The sequence below is a fragment of the Bradyrhizobium sp. genome, assembly GCF_052389815.1.
Taxonomy (GTDB): Bacteria; Pseudomonadota; Alphaproteobacteria; order Rhizobiales; family Xanthobacteraceae; genus Bradyrhizobium.
In genome coordinates, this window is record NZ_JBQTHN010000069.1 from 1 (window position 1) to 16058 (window position 16058).

General features: G+C 64.4%; 12 protein-coding genes. 8 read left to right on the forward strand and 4 right to left on the reverse strand.

The features are described 5' to 3' along the window. Positions 1 to 306 precede the first annotated feature (306 nt). The 6 genes from ACT4OC_RS11960 to ACT4OC_RS11985 all read left to right on the forward strand — a co-directional run bounded on the left by ACT4OC_RS11960 (position 307) and on the right by ACT4OC_RS11985 (position 7753). Entirely contained in the window at positions 307 to 1512 is a 1206-nt protein-coding gene (locus tag ACT4OC_RS11960; RefSeq protein WP_444839199.1) for a CaiB/BaiF CoA transferase family protein, read from the forward strand. 10 nt (positions 1513 to 1522) lie between these two features. Then, positions 1523 to 2689, forward strand: coding sequence for an acyl-CoA dehydrogenase family protein (locus ACT4OC_RS11965; RefSeq protein ID WP_444839200.1), 1167 nt, complete (start codon positions 1523 to 1525; stop codon positions 2687 to 2689). A gap of 1 nt (position 2690) precedes the next feature. Further along, positions 2691 to 3827 (forward strand): thiolase family protein, encoded by a 1137-nt coding sequence (locus ACT4OC_RS11970; protein ID WP_444839201.1) that lies wholly within the window; start codon positions 2691 to 2693, stop codon positions 3825 to 3827. After that, on the forward strand, positions 3824 to 4183 hold the full coding sequence (locus tag ACT4OC_RS11975) for a Zn-ribbon domain-containing OB-fold protein (RefSeq protein ID WP_444839202.1): 360 nt from the start codon (positions 3824 to 3826) through the stop codon (positions 4181 to 4183). The genes ACT4OC_RS11970 and ACT4OC_RS11975 overlap by 4 nt, the downstream gene beginning before the upstream one ends. A gap of 487 nt (positions 4184 to 4670) precedes the next feature. Then, the gene (locus tag ACT4OC_RS11980) at positions 4671 to 5198 is read left to right on the forward strand and encodes a carboxymuconolactone decarboxylase family protein (RefSeq protein WP_444839203.1); all 528 of its coding nucleotides are present in this window, start codon (positions 4671 to 4673) and stop codon (positions 5196 to 5198) included. A gap of 224 nt (positions 5199 to 5422) precedes the next feature. Continuing rightward, complete coding sequence (locus ACT4OC_RS11985; RefSeq protein ID WP_444839204.1) at positions 5423 to 7753, forward strand: Tex family protein; 2331 nt, start codon at positions 5423 to 5425, stop codon at positions 7751 to 7753. Between the two features lie 10 nt (positions 7754 to 7763). Here ACT4OC_RS11985 and glsA read toward each other — a convergent pair whose 3' ends face one another. From glsA to ACT4OC_RS12005, 4 genes are all read right to left on the reverse strand, one after another. Beyond that, a complete protein-coding gene (glsA, locus tag ACT4OC_RS11990; RefSeq protein WP_444839205.1) occupies positions 7764 to 9608 on the reverse strand; it encodes a glutaminase A in 1845 nt (614 codons plus the stop codon). A 21-nt stretch (positions 9609 to 9629) separates the two neighbouring features. Continuing rightward, positions 9630 to 11693 carry a TRAP transporter permease gene (locus ACT4OC_RS11995; RefSeq protein ID WP_444839206.1) on the reverse strand — a complete coding sequence of 688 codons (2064 nt, stop codon included), beginning with the start codon at positions 11691 to 11693 and terminating at the stop codon, positions 9630 to 9632. A gap of 39 nt (positions 11694 to 11732) precedes the next feature. Next, positions 11733 to 12896 carry a TAXI family TRAP transporter solute-binding subunit gene (locus tag ACT4OC_RS12000; protein WP_444839207.1) on the reverse strand — a complete coding sequence of 388 codons (1164 nt, stop codon included), beginning with the start codon at positions 12894 to 12896 and terminating at the stop codon, positions 11733 to 11735. 165 nt (positions 12897 to 13061) lie between these two features. Then, positions 13062 to 13283, reverse strand: a complete 222-nt coding sequence (locus ACT4OC_RS12005; RefSeq protein WP_444839208.1) for an acetyl-CoA carboxylase biotin carboxyl carrier protein subunit — start codon at positions 13281 to 13283, stop codon at positions 13062 to 13064. Between the two features lie 130 nt (positions 13284 to 13413). Between ACT4OC_RS12005 and ACT4OC_RS12010 the strand changes: the two genes are divergently transcribed. Both ACT4OC_RS12010 and ACT4OC_RS12015 read left to right on the forward strand, forming a co-directional pair. After that, positions 13414 to 14388, forward strand: a complete 975-nt coding sequence (locus tag ACT4OC_RS12010; RefSeq protein ID WP_444839209.1) for an IclR family transcriptional regulator — start codon at positions 13414 to 13416, stop codon at positions 14386 to 14388. Beyond that, complete coding sequence (locus ACT4OC_RS12015) at positions 14318 to 15877, forward strand: acyl-CoA carboxylase subunit beta (RefSeq protein ID WP_444839210.1); 1560 nt, start codon at positions 14318 to 14320, stop codon at positions 15875 to 15877. The genes ACT4OC_RS12010 and ACT4OC_RS12015 overlap by 71 nt, the downstream gene beginning before the upstream one ends. Positions 15878 to 16058 lie beyond the last annotated feature (181 nt).

Genomic DNA, 16058 nt, shown 5'->3' on the forward strand with positions numbered 1-16058 from the left:
ACCATTGCGCGGGGAAGGTCGGGATGTCCTGGCTGTACCTGTCAAATCCGTGTGCGTTCTTTACTACCCGTTGCACACGGTGCTGCGGGCGCAGCCGGCGCCCGGCCTTCTCCGCGCCCTCTATCCAGGAGGGAGCAAACGAAATAGCAAAACCCAGGCGAAATCGAGCCGCGGGAACGTAGACGACTGTCCTCACGCATACGCCCATACTCTCGGCGCGCTTGATCTTGCAAGGGCCCTGCCGTTACTTGGCCCGACCAAGCAAGATCGCGGCACCAATGCCGCCGCCGGGGAGAAGACACGCAGATGGGACCGCTGAAGGGCATCAAGGTCATCGACATGACCACCGTGCTGATGGGGCCTTTTGCGACCCAGGCGCTCGGCGACTACGGCGCCGACGTCATCAAGGTGGAATCGCCGGACGGCGACGTGACGCGGCAGATCGGCCCGACCCGGCATCCCGGCATGGGCCCGGTGTTTCTCAATACCAACCGCAGCAAGCGCTCGATCTGCCTCGATCTGAAAAAGCCCGCCGGTCGCGAGGCCGTGCTGCGGCTGATCGAGACCGCGGACGTGCTGGTCTACAACGTGCGCCCGCAGGCAATGGCGCGGCTGCAACTCGGCTACGACGTGGTGTCGAAGATCAATCCGCGGCTGATCTATGCCGGCGTGTTCGGCTTCGGTCAGGACGGGCCGTATGCGGCCAAGCCCGCTTATGACGATCTGATCCAGGGCGCGACCGCGCTGCCGGCGCTGATGGCGCAGACTTCCGCCGACGGCGTGCCGCGCTATGTGCCGAACGCGCTGGTCGACCGCATCGTCGGCCTCACCGCCGTCGGCGCGATCTGCGCCAGCCTCGTGCACCGCGAGCGCACCGGGCAGGGGCAGCGCGTCGACATCCCCATGTTCGAGACCATGGCGAGCTTCGTCATGGGCGACCACATGGGCGGCCTCACCTACGAGCCGCCGCTCGACAAGGGCGGCTATGCCCGCCACCTTTCGCGCGATCGCCGGCCCTACAAGACCTCCGACGGCTACATCTGCGTCATCGTCTACAACGACAAGCAGTGGGAAAACTTCTTCGCCGCCACCGGTCGCGACGATTTGCGCAGCGATCCGAAATTCGCCACCTTCGCCGGCCGTGCCGGCAACATCGATCACGTCTATGCCGAGCTCGCCCGCATCCTCGAGACCAAGAGCACCGCCGAGTGGATGGATATCCTGACCCATGCCGACGTGCCGGTCATGCCGATGCACGATCTCGAAAGCCTGCTGAACGATCCGCACATGGTGGCTACCGATCGCTTCCCCGTGGTCGATCATCCGACCGAAGGAAAAATCCGCAGCATGAAGGTGGCGGCGAACTGGTCGGAAACCCCGGTCGAGACCGAGCGGCTGGCGCCGCGGCTCGGCGAGCACTCGGCGGAAGTGCTGGGCGAAGCCGGCTACAGCAACGATGAGATCGCAGCGATGGTGCGCGACGGCGTCACCAGGACTGTGGCGAGCAAATAGGATCGAGAAGATGGATTTCGCGCTCTCCGCCAACCAGGAATCGATCAGGGACGCCGTCGGCAAGATCTGCGCGCGCTTCGACGACGCCTATTGGCTGAAGAAGGACAAGGAAGGCGGCTACCCCGCCGACTTCCACATGGCGCTGGCCGAAGCCGGCTGGCTCGGCATCTGCATCCCCGAGGAGTTCGGCGGCTCGGGGCTCGGCATCACCGATGCCGCGATCATGATGCGCACCATCTCGGAATCCGGCGCCGGCATGTCGGGCGCCTCGGCCGTGCACATGAACGTGTTCGGCCTCAACCCGGTAGTGGTGTTCGGCAGCAAGGAGCAGTGCCACCGCATGCTGCCGGGGATCGTCGACGGCCGCGACCGCTCCTGCTTTGCGGTGACCGAGCCGAACACGGGCCTGAACACCACGCAGCTCAAGACCCGCGCCGTGCGCAAGGGCGACAAGTACATCGTCAACGGCCAGAAGGTCTGGATATCCACGGCGCAGGTCGCCAACAAGATTTTGCTGCTGGCACGCACCACGCCGCTGGAGGAGGTGAAGACACCGACGCAGGGCCTCAGCCTGTTCTACACCGATTTCGACAAGCAACGCGTTACCGTGCACGAGATCGAGAAGATGGGCCGCAAGCCCGTCGATTCCAACGAGCTGTTCTTCGAGAATTTCGAGATTCCGGTCGAGGACCGCCTGGGCGAGGAGGGCCGCGGCTTCGAATACATCCTGCACGGCATGAATCCCGAGCGCATCCTGATCGCGGCGGAAGCCGTCGGTCTCGGCATGGTCGCCCTGTCACGCGCCAGCGGCTATGCCAAAAGCCGCATCGTCTTCAACCGACCGATCGGCATGAACCAGGCGATCCAGCATCCGCTTGCCAAGAACTGGATGGAGCTGGAAGCCGCCTGGCTGATGGTGCTCCGCGCAGGCTGGCAATACGACCAAAATTTGCCGTGCGGCCCCGCCGCCAACTCGGCAAAATATCTGGCGGCAGAAGCCGGCTTCCGCGCCTGCGAGCAGGCGGTGATGACGCATGGCGGCTTCGGCTACGCCAAGGAGTATCATGTCGAGCGCTACTTAAGGGAGTCGCTGATCCCGCGCATCGCCCCGATTTCGCCGCAGCTCATTCTCAGCTTCATCGCCGAGAAGGTGCTGGGCCTGCCGAAGTCGTATTGAGATGAGCTACATCACAGGCGTTGGCCTGACATCATACGGCAAGCACGAAGGCACATCCTCGCTCGACCTCATGAGCAAGGCGGCTGCATCCGCCATCGCCGACGCCGGCCTGAGGCGCTCCGAGATCGACGGTGTGCTCTGCGGTTACAACACCGTCTCCCCGCACATCATGCTCGCCACCGTCTTCGCCGAGCATTTCGGCCTTCGCCCGAGCTATGCCCATGCCGTGCAAGTCGGCGGCGCCACGGGGCTCGCCATGACCATGCTAGCGCATCACCTCGTCGATAGCGGCGTGGCGAACCACGTGCTGGTCGTCTCCGGCGAGAATCGTCTGACCGGCCAGAGCCGCGACGCCTCGATCCAGGCGCTCGCCCAGGTCGGCCATCCCGACTACGAGGTCTCGCTCGGGCCGACGATTCCGGCCTATTACGGCCTCGTCGCTTCCCGCTACATGCATGAATACGGGTTGACGGAAGAGGACCTCGCCGAATTCGCCGTGCTGATGCGCGCCCATGCCTGCACTCATCCCGGCGCCCAGTTCCGCGAGCCGATCACCGTCGCCGACGTGATGGCCTCGAAGCCGGTGGCGATGCCGCTGAAGCTGCTCGATTGCTGTCCGGTGTCGGATGGCGGTGCGGCCTTCATCATCAGCCGTGAGCCGACTGGAACTGCCGTCGTCCGCGTGCGCGGCTGCGCCCAGGCGCACACCCATCAGCACGTCACGGCCGCGCCGGCACTCAGCGAGCTCGGCGCCGAGATTTCCATCGCCAAGGCCAAGACCGCTTCGCGCCTCGCAATATCGGATGTCCGTTACGCTGCGGTCTACGACAGCTTCACCATCACGCTCGCCATGCTGCTCGAAGACCTCGGCCTCGCCAAACGCGGCGAGGCGGCTGCTCGCGTCCGCTCCGGTTACTTCGGCCGCGACGGCGAAGTGCCGCTCAATACCCATGGCGGCCTGTTGAGCTACGGCCATTGCGGCGTCGGCGGTGCGATGGCGCATCTGGTCGAAACCCATCTGCAGATGACTGGCCGCGCCGGCAATCGTCAGGTGCGCGACGCCTCGATCGCGCTGTTGCATGGCGACGGCGGCGTGCTGTCCTCCCATGTCAGCATGTTCCTGGAGCGCGTGCGATGAGCGAAATAATCGCCGACTGGACCAAGGGCGTTGAGGCTATCGTCTATCAGCACTGCGCGGCCTGCGGCGCGCGGCAGTATTTCCGCCGCAGCTTCTGCGCTGCCTGCGGCGCGCCGGATCCGGAAGATAAGTGCTCCAGCGGCGAGGGAATCGTCTACGCTACCTCGCTGGTCTGCCGCGCAGCTACGCCCGAAACCAAGGCGCACGTGCCCTACAACATCCTGCTGGTCGATACTTCGGAAGGCTTTCGCATGATGGCGCACGGCGACAATGATCTCGCCATCGGCGACAAGGTCTCCGTGCGGTTTAAGCAATTTGCTGGAAGATTGGTGCCGCATTTTGAGAAAGCCAGTTAGTGCCCGTCATTGCGAGGAGCGAAGCGACGAAGCAATCCAGCTTCCTTGTCGCGACGAAGGGAAGCTGGATTGCTTCGCTTCGCTCGCAATGACGATCGTGGGATCACCGCACATAGAGCACGACGCTGGCGATGACGAGCATCGCCGTCACCGCCAGCATCTGCGCAAGCGCTTCCGAGGCCGCCCTTTTGGTGGCTTCCTTCATGTCTATCTCCCCAGACTTGGGCACGATTCATCGTGGCGCCAAGACACACTGTGCCAAGCCGCGCAGCGACGATCGGTTCGGTTACTCGGAACACCCCGCGACGATGATCCGCCCTTTGATGAGTCCCCACTCGGGCGAATATCGACAGTCCCACGGTCGAACAGTATTGCGGCGGCAATTTGACTCGGTTGTGTTGCTCTGGAGTCGCGCGCCCGATAGTGTTTCGGCACGTAAAGCGCCGATGACAACCGGTACGTCCAAGGAAAATATCGAGGCAAACCAATGGCCCGCATCGAATACAGCGATCCCGCAAGGCACAATGAGCGCACCCGCGAATTGCTCGGCAAGAACCGCAACGCCAACATCTTCCGCATGATGGCGCATTCGCCGAGCTACCTCGAACAATACTGCCGGCTCGGCGGCGCGATCCGTCACAAGGGCGAGCTCGATCCGATCGTGCGCGAGCTTGCGATCACCCGCACCGGTATTTTGTGCCAGGCGCCTTACGAGATCGTCGCGCACAAGCGCATCGGCAGGAATGTCGGCGTCAGCGACGAGCAGAACGAGGCGCTGGAGAACTGGCAGGCGGCCACCTGCTTCGACGAGACGGAGCGCGCCGCGCTCGCTTTCACCGACGAGATCGTCAAGCTGCACAAGCCGACCGACGCCACCTTCAACGCGATCCGTGCCAGGCTGACGCCGGCCGCGCTGGTCGAGCTGCAGCTCTCGGTCGGCTTCTACATCATGACATCGAAATTCCTGGAAACGTTTGCGATCGACCTGCAACCGGTTTCGGAAGTGGTCAGCTAGCATGATCCGGAAAAGTGTGAAGCGGTTTTCCGAAAAGATCATGCTCAAACAACAACCTAAAGCGCGATGACGGTTCATCCCAATCTCATCGCGCTTTGGGCCGCCGGCCGATCCACAGATTAAAATCTTTCAGCGGCCGGGTTGATCGGCCGCGCGGCAATGGTCCATAAGCGGCGTCCCCGCGGGATTTGTGAATTCATCCGCGGTGAATCGGAAGGTCTGGCGTGGCGAACATTTTCGGCAAGATTGCGCAGGAACTCGGCGTACGCGAGCAGCAGGTCGAAAAGACGGTCGCGCTGCTCGACGAGGGGGCGACGGTTCCGTTCGTCGCCAGGTACCGCAAGGAGGTCACCGGCGGCCTCGATGACGCGCAACTGCGCACGCTGGAAGAGCGCCTGACTTACCTGCGCGAGCTGGAAGAGCGCCGGACCGCCATCCTCGATTCGATCCGCGAGCAGGGCAAGCTCGACGCGGCGCTGGAGGCCGCAATTCTCGCCGCCGACAGCAAGGGGCGTCTCGAGGACATCTACCTGCCGTTCAAGCCGAAGCGGCGGACCAAGGCCGAGATCGCCAAGGAAGCCGGCCTCGAACCGCTGGCGGAATTGCTGCTGACGCAGCCCGACACCGACCCAAAGAAGGCGGCCAAGGACTTCGTCAACGCGGACAAGGAAGTCCCCAACGTCGCTGCCGCGCTGGAAGGCGCGCGCGCCATTCTGGTCGAGCGGTTTGCCGAAGACGCCGACCTGATCGGACAGCTCCGCGAGGAGATGTGGTCGAACGGTCGCATGATCTCCACCGTCCGCAGGGGCAAGAAGACCGAGGGCGAGAAGTTCAAGGACTATTTCGATTTCGGCCAGCCGCTCACCAAGCTGCCGTCGCACCGAATCCTCGCGATGTTCCGCGGGGAGAAGGAAGAGATGCTCGATCTGCAGATTCAGCCGGAGGCGGCGCCGGCGGCTGCCGGCGAGACCAGCAGCTACGAACGCAAGATCATGCAGCGCTTCGCCATTGCCGACCACGGCCGCGCCGGAGACAAGTGGCTGGCGGAAACGGTCCGCTGGGCCTGGCGAACCAGGATCCAGGTGCATCTGAACATCGATCTGCGCATGCGCCTTTGGACTGCGGCGGAGACGGAAGCCGTGCGGGTATTCGCCTCGAACCTGCGCGACCTCCTGCTCGCCGCGCCGGCCGGCGCGCGCGTCACCATGGGGCTCGATCCCGGCTTCCGCTCCGGCGTCAAGGTTGCGGTGGTCGATGCCACCGGCAAGGTGGTGGATACCGCGACGATCTATCCGCACGAACCGCAGCGGCAGTGGGACCCGTCGCTGGCTGCGCTTGCGAAGCTTGCGGTGAAGCACCGTGTCGATCTCGTCGCTATCGGCAACGGCACCGCCTCGCGCGAGACGGACAGGCTGGCGACGGATCTCCTGAAGTTGCTGCCGGACCTGAAGATGTCGAAGATCGTCGTCTCCGAAGCCGGCGCTTCCGTCTATTCGGCCTCGGCCTTCGCATCGGAGGAACTGCCCGATCTCGACGTCACGCTGCGTGGCGCGGTGTCGATTGCCCGCCGTCTGCAGGATCCGCTGGCTGAACTCGTGAAGATCGATCCGAAGGCGATCGGCGTCGGCCAGTACCAACACGACCTCAGCGAAACCAAGCTGGCGCGCTCGCTCGATGCGGTGGTCGAGGATTGCGTCAATGCCGTCGGGGTCGACGCCAATACGGCTTCCGCGCCGCTATTGGCGCGGGTGTCGGGCATCGGCGCCGGACTTGCAGAAAGCATCGTGCAACACCGCGACGCCAATGGCCCGTTCAAATCGCGCAGTGCGCTGAAGGACGTGCCGCGGCTCGGCCCGAAGGCGTTCGAGCAATGCGCCGGGTTCCTGCGCATCAATGGCGGCCGCGACCCGCTCGATGCTTCCGGCGTGCATCCGGAATCCTATCCGGTGGTGCGGCGGATTCTCGAGGCAACCAGGAGCGACATCAAGGCGCTGCTCGGCAATGCCGAGATCATACGCCAGCTCAGGCCGCAGGCGTTCGCGGACGAGACCTTCGGCCTGCCCACCGTGACCGACATCCTGCGCGAGCTGGAAAAACCCGGGCGCGATCCGCGTCCTGCATTCAAGATGGCGGCGTTGAAAGAGGGCGTCGAGACCATCAAGGATCTCCGGCGCGGCATGATCCTGGAGGGGACGGTGACCAATGTCGCCGCGTTCGGCGCCTTCGTCGACATCGGCGTGCATCAGGACGGGCTGGTACACATCTCGGCGATGTCGAAAACCCGCATCAAGGATCCGCGCGAGGTCGTGAAGCCCGGCGACATCGTCAAGGTCAAGGTGATCGATCTCGAGGTCGCCCGCAATCGCATCGCATTGACGCTGCGTCTCGACGACGAAGTCGCGAAGGCGGGCAGCAAGACGAGAGGCGGTTCGAGCGGAACATCGCGCGCGTCGGGTGCCACGCCCAAGCCCGCGCCGGCTTCCGGTGGAGGAGCGCTCGCGGACGCCTTGCGCCGCGCCAGCGAGAAGTCAGGGCGTGGCAAGGGCGGCGGCTAAGAGGACGGCGTCAGCTCGAGGTCAGCAGATCGATCTTGGTGTTGGCCACGATCAGGCGATCGGCGAGCAGTTGCGCGAGGTTGCGCATGATGCGTTCGCCGGCGCGGGGGTGCTGTGTGCGGAAGCGCTCGAAATCCCTTGAGCGGATTTCGCAGGCTGCCGCGGCCATGTCCGCGCTGACGTCGGCCGAGCGGGTCGGCTCGAGCAGCGCCATTTCGCCAAAGGCGGTGCCGGCGGTGAGGGTCGCCAGCCGCACGCCGCCCGGCAGGGTGACGAGAACGGCGCCGCTGCGCAGGAAGAAGATGGAGGTGGCGGGCGAGCCGGCGGTCACGATCCTCTCGCCGGCCTTGTAGTGCCTGACGGCTCCGATCGCAGCGAGCGCTGCCAGCTCGTCGGGCGAGAGCCCCGCGAGCAGCGGCTGTTCGGAAAGCTCGGTGGTCTCGTAAAAATCGATCGCGCCACCATATCGATAGACCAGCTGGTCCTCGGCCCATTCGATCGCGGTATCCAGAAGGAAGAAGTCACGAACGTTCTTCAGGCTCCCGGTCCATTCCCGGATGATGTTCCACTCGCGCGAGCCGCGCTTCACACCGGAGAGAATCACGGTGACGTGGTGGGCAGCAAGCTCGTGAAATTCTTCCGCCACCAGCCGCGCGCCGGCCCGCGTCAGCGAGGTGACGCGGTGGAGGTCGAAGATCACGAACTGCGGCCGTGGTTTGGAGGCGAGCTGGCGCGAGACGTAGTCGACGTTGGAGAACGACAGTGTGCCGACCAGCTCGATCACGCGCACCTGCTCGTGATTGACGGCGAGGATGTCGCGCTCGTGCGGCCGGCGGCTGCGCCGCGACGGGTTCTTGCCGATCGTGTAGTCGGCAATGATACTGGTGCGCGCATCGTCGCTGCGGTTGAGCATGTGCAGGTCGTAATGCAAGGAAAGCGCCTCGCAGACCCTGATGCCGCGCACGCTGTTGCCGTGCTTGTCGAGCCGCGGCGAGTAGCTGCCGAGCCCGAGCCGAGCCGGCAGCGCCGCCAGGATGCCTCCGCCGACGCCGCTCTTGGCGGGAATGCCGACGCGGTAAATCCACTCGCCGGCATAGTCGTACATACCGGACGAGGTCATCACCGACAGGGTGCGGGATATCGCATAGGGCGTCATCACCTGCTGTCCGGTGACCGGGTTGACACCTCGGTTGGCGAGGGTCGCGGCCATCACGGCGATGTCGCGCGCGTTGACGAGGACGGCGCATTGCCGGAAGTAGACGTCGAGCACGGCATCGACGCGTTCCCTCAGCACGGCATTGGTGCGCAGCAGATAGGCAATGGCACGGTTGCGATCGCCGGTGGCGCTTTCGGAAGCATACACCGCCTCGTCGAAGCCGAGCGTGCGCCCGGCAAATCGGCCGAGCGCCTCGCGGATATAATCAAAAGCGCCGTCGCCCTTGGCCTCGTGGATCAATCCGGAACAGGCGATAGCGCCGGCATTGACCATCGGGTTGAAGGGATGGTTTTCCGCGTTGAGCCGGATCGAGTTGAAGGGGTCGCCGGAGGGCTCGACGCCAATTGCGCTTTCCACCCGCGCCGCACCCAGCGTGTCCAGCGCCAGCGCGAAGACGAACGGCTTCGACATCGACTGGATGGTGAAGAGGACCTTGCTGTCGCCGACTTCGTAGACGTGCCCGTCGAGCGTGGCGAGGCTGATGCCGAAATGGGCAGGATCGGCCTTGCTGAGCTCGGGGATGTAGTCTGCGACCGCGCCTTCGTGATCGGCAGCGAACCTGGCGTGGCATTCGTCAAGAAACCGCAGCAGCGGCGGTTTCGAGCTGGCCCAGGCGCCATTGGCAGGGGAGGCTTTCATTGCCTCCGTTGTGCCCTGCAATCAGGGCGCGCGCAACCGGCCGGGCGCCAGCGAGTGGCGCCGGACCAGGAACAGCGCAATCAACGCCGTGGGCGCCAGTATGGCGAGCCCGAGCAGTGTCACCTGCATCTGCGACAGCGGCATGATTCCGCCACCCGGCGTGGCCACGACGAAGCCGCCGATCACCAGCAGAACGCGCAGCGGCCATTCCAGGGGGCCGGTCCGACGGAGATCGCCGATGAAGACCTGGTAGCCCTGAATGCCGCCGCAAATGAACAGCGTACCGAACGCGGCAAGCCCCATCAGCCCGAGGCCGGCGAAGTAGGGGCTGGCGCCCTGAAGCACCAGCGCGGGATTCAGCACGAAGAAGAACGGGATGAAGTAGATGATGCTGCCGACCCACATCGATTCCCAGCCCGTCTTCATCGCCGGCGATCCGGCAATGCCGGCGGCTGCAAAGGAGGCGATCGCCACCGGCGGCGTGATCGAGGACAGCATGCCCCAATAGAAGATGAACATGTGGATCGCCATCCGGTTCAAGCCGAGCTTTTCCAGCGCGGGCGCGACGAGGATGGCCAGGAAGATGTAGCAGGCCGTCGTCGTCAGCCCGAGCCCGAGCACCAGGCTGGTGAAGGCGCACATCACCAGCAACAGCAGCGCGTTGTCGCCGGCGAGCCGCAACAGGTCGTTGGCCAGGCTCGACACCACGCCGGTCATCGAGAAGGCGCCGATCAGAAGGCCGCATCCTGCAAGAATGCCGATGAGCTCGACGAAGGTGCGGCCGTTGACCTCGAGGAACTTGCTGATCGTGGCGGGCGTCCAGCGCGTGTCCTTGGAGAAAATCTGGTTCAGCACGAGCAGCAATGCGGTTGCGTAAAACGGCGCATGGCTCTCGCGCTTGAAGTAAAGAAGCATCACGATCAACAGCGCGATGACGAAGACGTAGTACCAGCCCTCCTTGATCGTATCCCAGACCTTCGGCAGCTCGGCCCGCGGAATTCCCTTCAGGCCATGGCGGGCGGCGTAGGAGTCGACCTGCATGAACAGGCCGATGTAATACAGGGTCGCCGGAATGATCGCGGCGAGCGCGACCTCGGCGTAGCTGACGTTGAGGAACTGCGCGATCACGAACGCGGTTGCGCCCATCACGGGCGGGGCCAGCACCGCGCCCGTGGAAGCGCAAGCCTCGATGGCGCCGGCATAGGAGGCGCGAAAGCCGCTCTTCTTCATTACGGGAATGGTCATCGTGCCGGCCGTGAGCACGTTGGAGATGATCGAGCCCGACATCATGCCGAGCAGGCCGGACGCGAAGATGCACACCTTGGCCGCGCCGCCGCGGAAGGTGCCGCACAGCGCAAAAGCGATGTTGATGAAGAACTTGCCGGCGCCGGTCATCATCAGTGCGGTGCCGAAGACGAGGAAGCCGATCACGGTATCGGCAAAGGCCTGGATCGGGATGCCGAGCAGACTCTCGCCGGACAGCACGTGATAGGAGGTTGCCTGTTCAAGCGTCGATTGCGTCCCGCGGAACGGACCGAGCCATCTGGCATCGGCGAACAACGGATAGACGGTGAAGGGGAGCACGCTGAGCAGCAGGCTCCAGCCGCCGGTGCGGCGCAGTCCTTCCATCAGCAAGAACCACATCACGAGCCCGGCGGCGATGACGTTGGTTGGAGCGCCATCGAATTCCCAGCCGAGCGCTGCTGCCTTGCGTATGTTGAGCATCAGCCAGATCGATGCACCGAAGGTCAGGACGAACAGCAGCAGGTCGTACCAGGGGATGCGGTCGAGCGGTGCTCTTTCGCTCCCGGGAAAGATCAGGAACGTGAACGGCAGCATCAGCGCGATCAGAAGGTAGAAGTATTCGGTGTTCAGCTGCGTGTAGCCGACGAAGAAGCGCAGCGAGAACTGCTGGTTGATGCAAAGCAGGATGGTGGCGGCGGTCGCCACCACCAGGGCCCAGCGCCAGGCCCCGCGCAACGCGCGCACGCGGGTGACCTCGGCCTCCTGTATAGTGGCGTGGGGATCCTCGAATACGATCTTGTTCGGCGTCGACGCCACCGCGACGCTGTCGGATGCAGGCATCTTCGATCCCCTGTCGCGAAGTTTTTTCAGCGCCGGCGACTAGTCAAAGCCGTTCGCCATCTTGGCCTTGGCGAGGGCTGCGGCGCGCGCCTTCATCCAGGCTTCGAGGAACGGCTTCTCGTCCGAGGGCGGATTGCCCTTGTTGTAATCTGCCCAAGCGGCGGCCAGCACTTCCTGGCGCTTGAGGAGTGCGTTGTTGTGCGTCTCCTGCTCGGCGCTCCAGTGGCCTGCCTCCTTCAACGCCTTCACGGCACCGGGGTGAATCGGCACCACCCAGTTCTTGACCTGGCGGGCAGCGCCGAGGCCGGGAGCGCCGGGTGCGGAATCCTTGTAGGCGTCGTAGCCGTCGATCATGGCCTTGGTGATGGAATAGACCAGATCCGGCGCCTGCGACGCATAGGCGACGTAGATCGGGTAGGGGTAGTTGCCGAGCTCGACGGGCTTCTCTTTCGAGATGGCGGCGCCGCACGTCACAACCTGGGGAAAGAAGTACGAGCCAACTTTCTTCATCCGCTCCCAGCCGGCTTTGTCGCTCTTGGGCAGCGGCGGCCAGATCAGGCCGCGCGGCGAGGTGTCGACTTCCTTCGCCGTCCCCGTGATGGTGGAGGCGATGGCCGCGTCGGCGTCGTTGTTGAGCAGGCCCTTCCACATCGCGCCAAAGCTTGCGAACTCGACGATCTTGACGTCATCCCTTGTCAGGCCGCCAAAGGCGAGCACGGCGAGCGCGTTCTGGTTCAGCGCCGGCGAGCCGACGACGAAGCCGATGCGCTTGCCCTTGAGGTCCTTGACCTCCTTGACGCCGGTATCGGCGGCGACACCGAGGGAGATGCCATTGCAGTCGACCGACGACAGCAGCATCTGGAGCGGCTGCGGTCCCCAGTCCTTGACGCCGAACTCGAACACACCTTCCTGCGCGAAGTAGGTACCCACGCCCATGGCGGAAACGGCCGCGCGCTTGGCGCGAAGCGGCGCCAGGCGGGCGACGTCGTTGCCTGCCGGCAGCACGCGAACGTCGCTGCCGTACTTGTCCTTCATCATCTTGCCGACGCCGACGGTGATGTTGAAACCGGAGGTGCCGGTGTCATAGGCGGTGATCGCCATGGTCGGCAGCAGCTTGACATCGTCGGCGCGCACGGGCGCGCTGGCGATCAGCGAAAGCGAAGTAAAGACGGCCGGCGAAAGCGCCAGCATGCGGTAGATCATGTTCTCCTCCCGAATCGTTTTCGCTATGCGAAACTTGCTTTTGTTTTTGGTTTGTTGGCTGGATCATGTCATCGCGTCGTCGCGATGACAATGTCCAAGCGTGTCAATCGCTCAACTCGGCGCGCGGACAGTCAGATTGTCGCAGAACAGGTCCGCCGCACGCTTCTAGATTTCCACGATCGCGATTGCCTGTCCTTCGGCAACCACGTCATCCAGCTCGACGAGTATCATCTTCAGTTTTCCCGCAATGGTCGATGCGACCGGGATTTCCATCTTCATCGCCTCGACGAATGCGATGTCGTCGCCGTCACCTACGTTGCCGCCCACTTCCACCGGAAGTGCGCACACCCGTCCCGCAACTTCGGTCACGATCTTGATTTCTGGCATTACGGATTCCTCGCCCTGAATGACGAACTGGCGTTCGCCGTAACTGCTTTTTGTTGTGGCCGCAGATTGCCTGAGGTAGCTTGTTCTGCAAGTGGAATTTTATTCCGCGCGGCGGAATTGGAGCCATAGCATGGGAAGACGCTCGGAACGCCTCAGCAAGCAGGGAATGCTCGCCAGCGATTTGTCCGGTGAGGGCGATGTGATCCAGGTGGTGTCGCGCGCATTCGACGTGCTGCGATGCTTCGAAGGACACGAGGCGCGGCTCGGCAATCTCGAAATTTCCAATCGCTGCGGATTGCCGCGCTCGACAGTGTCGCGGTTGACGCACACGCTGACGCGGATGGGGCAGCTCGTCTATCTGCCGCGCGACCAGAAATACCGCATCGGCCCCAGCGCGGTGGCGATGAGCACCTCGATGATGAAGGGGCTGCAGCTGCGCAACCTGATCCGGCTTCGCCTGCAGGACGTTGCCGAGCATCTGCCGGGCACCGTCGGCTTCGTCATTCCCGACCGCTTCCATCTCGTCTATCTCGAATACGCGCGGGCGGCGAATGCACTCGGCCTGCACGAAAGCACGGGCAGCCGCATCAGCATGGCGAGCACGGCGGCAGGCAGCGCCTATCTGGCCGCGCTCGATGTCGAGGTGGGAGACGCCCTGATCAACGAGATGGAGCGCGAGACGCCGGACGCGGCGAAGCTCGCGCGATCGCGCATCGAAGCCAACCGCCGTCACATGCGCGAGCATGGTTATGTCACCGCCTTCGGCACCTGGAGCCCGCATATCAATGGCTGCGCCGTGCCCCTTTGGTCGCCGCAGTACCAGACCTTCGTCGTCGTCACGATCGGGCTGCTGGCGGCGATGTACGACGAGAAGCGCGTGCACAAGGAAGTAGCGCCGCGGATAATCGATCTTGCCGCCGCCGTGGGTGCGCTGCTCGAGGGCGACGGCGATATCTTTGCCAACCGGCTGGAGCGGAAGCCGATCGCCGTGCCGGGGCACAACAACAATAAGATGATGATGACGGAGGAAAAGAATGGTGTGGAAGCCGGAGCTCGACGACCTCGCGCGGCGCGAAGCCTTCGCGCGCGAGATGGGAGGCGTTGAGAAGGTCAAGCGACAGCGCGACCAGGGCCGGCTCACCGTTCGTGAGCGCATCGACAAGCTCACCGACGAGAACAGCTTTCACGAGATCGGTGCGATCTCGGGCATCGGCGAATACGACGAACAAGGTGCGCTGAAGCACCTGACGCCGGCGAATTGCGTGTTCGGCCGCGCCAGGGTCGACGGCCGCACGGTGGTCGTGGTCGGTGACGACTTCACCGTGCGCGGCGGCTCGGCCGATGCTTCGATCTCGGCCAAGCCGCTGATGGCGGAGGAGATGGCGCATGATTTCCGCCTGCCGATCATCCGCGTCATCGAGGGCTCCGGCGGTGGCGGCTCGGTGAAGACCATCGAGACCAAGGGCGCGGCGAACCTGCCCGGCGGCGTCGGTGGCACGCGATGGTATTGGTACACGACGGCCAACATGGCGCGCGTGCCGGTGGTGGCGCTGGGCCTGGGTTCGGTCGCCGGCCTCGGGGCGGCGCGCCTTGCGGCGAGCCATTATTCAGTGATGACGAGGAATTCCGCGATGTTCGTCGCCGGGCCTCCGGTCGTCAAACGCCTCGGCCAGGATCTCACCAAGCAGGAGCTCGGCGGCGCCGACATCCAGACCCGGGCCGGCGGCGTCGACCATGCGGTCGAGACCGAGGAAGAGGCGTTCGAATGCGCGCGCCGCTTCCTCTCCTATTTGCCGTCGTCGGTTTACGACCTGCCGCCGACCACGGCCTGCACGGACGATCCGGAGCGGGCCGAGGATTCGCTGCTGAAGGCGGTGCCGCGCAGCCGCCGCCAAGTCTACAAGATGCGGCCCATCATCGATGCTATCGTCGACAGAGGCTCGTTCTTCGAGGTCAATTCCAGCTTCGGCAAGCCGATCATCGTTGGCCTTGCGCGGCTGGAGGGGCGGGCGGTGCTGCTGATGGCCAGCGATCCCCTGCATTATGGCGGGTCGTGGACGGCGGAGGCCTGCCAGAAGGTGGTGCGCTGGGTGGATTTCGCCGAAACCTTCCATCTGCCGATCGTCTATCTCATGGACTGCCCGGGCTTCATGATCGGGCTCGATGCGGAGAAGGCGGCGACCATCCGCCACGGCGTGCGCGCGATGGCGGCGGTGAACCAGACCACCGTGCCCTGGTGCACCATCATCGTGCGCAACGCCTTCGGCGTCGCGGGCGTGGTGCATCAGCCGGCGAACCGCTTTTCGATGCGCTATGCCTGGCCGTCGGCCTATTGGGGCTCGCTTCCGCTTGAAGGCGGCATCGAAGCTGCTTACCGCGCCGAGATCGATGCCGCGGCCGATCCCGCGGCGAAGCTCAAGGAAATCGAAGACCGGCTGAACAGGCTGCGCTCGCCGTTCCGCTCGGCAGAGAAATTCTGGGTGGAAGAGGTGATCGATCCCCGCAGGACGCGTTCGCTGCTGTGCGAATTCGCGCGCCTTGCCGAACCGCTGCGCACGCCGGGACCGCCGGGCAATATGTCGACGCGACCGTGAATGGTCGGTTCCTGACCGGCAGCGCGATGCTAAAGCGCGATGGTGTTTGGTTGAATCGATTGCCAGCGACTCGGTTTACCTCTCCCCAGCGGGGAGAGGTCGGGTCGCATCGCTACATGCGATCCGGGGGTGGGGGCGGCCCACCCCCGACCCCCGGAAACCGCACCCCCCGCGACCCCCC

Excerpts from the sequence above, each read along its gene's own strand:
- ACT4OC_RS11960 (WP_444839199.1), top strand. The coding sequence starts at position 307 with ATGGGACCGCTGAAGGGCATCAAGGTCATCGACATGACCACCGTGCTG.
- ACT4OC_RS12000 (WP_444839207.1), bottom strand. The coding sequence starts at position 12,896 with ATGATCTACCGCATGCTGGCGCTTTCGCCGGCCGTCTTTACTTCGCTT.
- ACT4OC_RS11995 (WP_444839206.1), bottom strand. The coding sequence starts at position 11,693 with ATGCCTGCATCCGACAGCGTCGCGGTGGCGTCGACGCCGAACAAGATC.
- ACT4OC_RS12010 (WP_444839209.1), top strand. The coding sequence starts at position 13,414 with ATGGGAAGACGCTCGGAACGCCTCAGCAAGCAGGGAATGCTCGCCAGC.
- ACT4OC_RS12015 (WP_444839210.1), top strand. The coding sequence starts at position 14,318 with ATGGTGTGGAAGCCGGAGCTCGACGACCTCGCGCGGCGCGAAGCCTTC.
- ACT4OC_RS12005 (WP_444839208.1), bottom strand. The coding sequence starts at position 13,283 with ATGCCAGAAATCAAGATCGTGACCGAAGTTGCGGGACGGGTGTGCGCA.
- ACT4OC_RS11980 (WP_444839203.1), top strand. The coding sequence starts at position 4,671 with ATGGCCCGCATCGAATACAGCGATCCCGCAAGGCACAATGAGCGCACC.
- glsA (WP_444839205.1), bottom strand. The coding sequence starts at position 9,608 with ATGAAAGCCTCCCCTGCCAATGGCGCCTGGGCCAGCTCGAAACCGCCG.
- ACT4OC_RS11970 (WP_444839201.1), top strand. The coding sequence starts at position 2,691 with ATGAGCTACATCACAGGCGTTGGCCTGACATCATACGGCAAGCACGAA.
- ACT4OC_RS11965 (WP_444839200.1), top strand. The coding sequence starts at position 1,523 with ATGGATTTCGCGCTCTCCGCCAACCAGGAATCGATCAGGGACGCCGTC.
- ACT4OC_RS11975 (WP_444839202.1), top strand. The coding sequence starts at position 3,824 with ATGAGCGAAATAATCGCCGACTGGACCAAGGGCGTTGAGGCTATCGTC.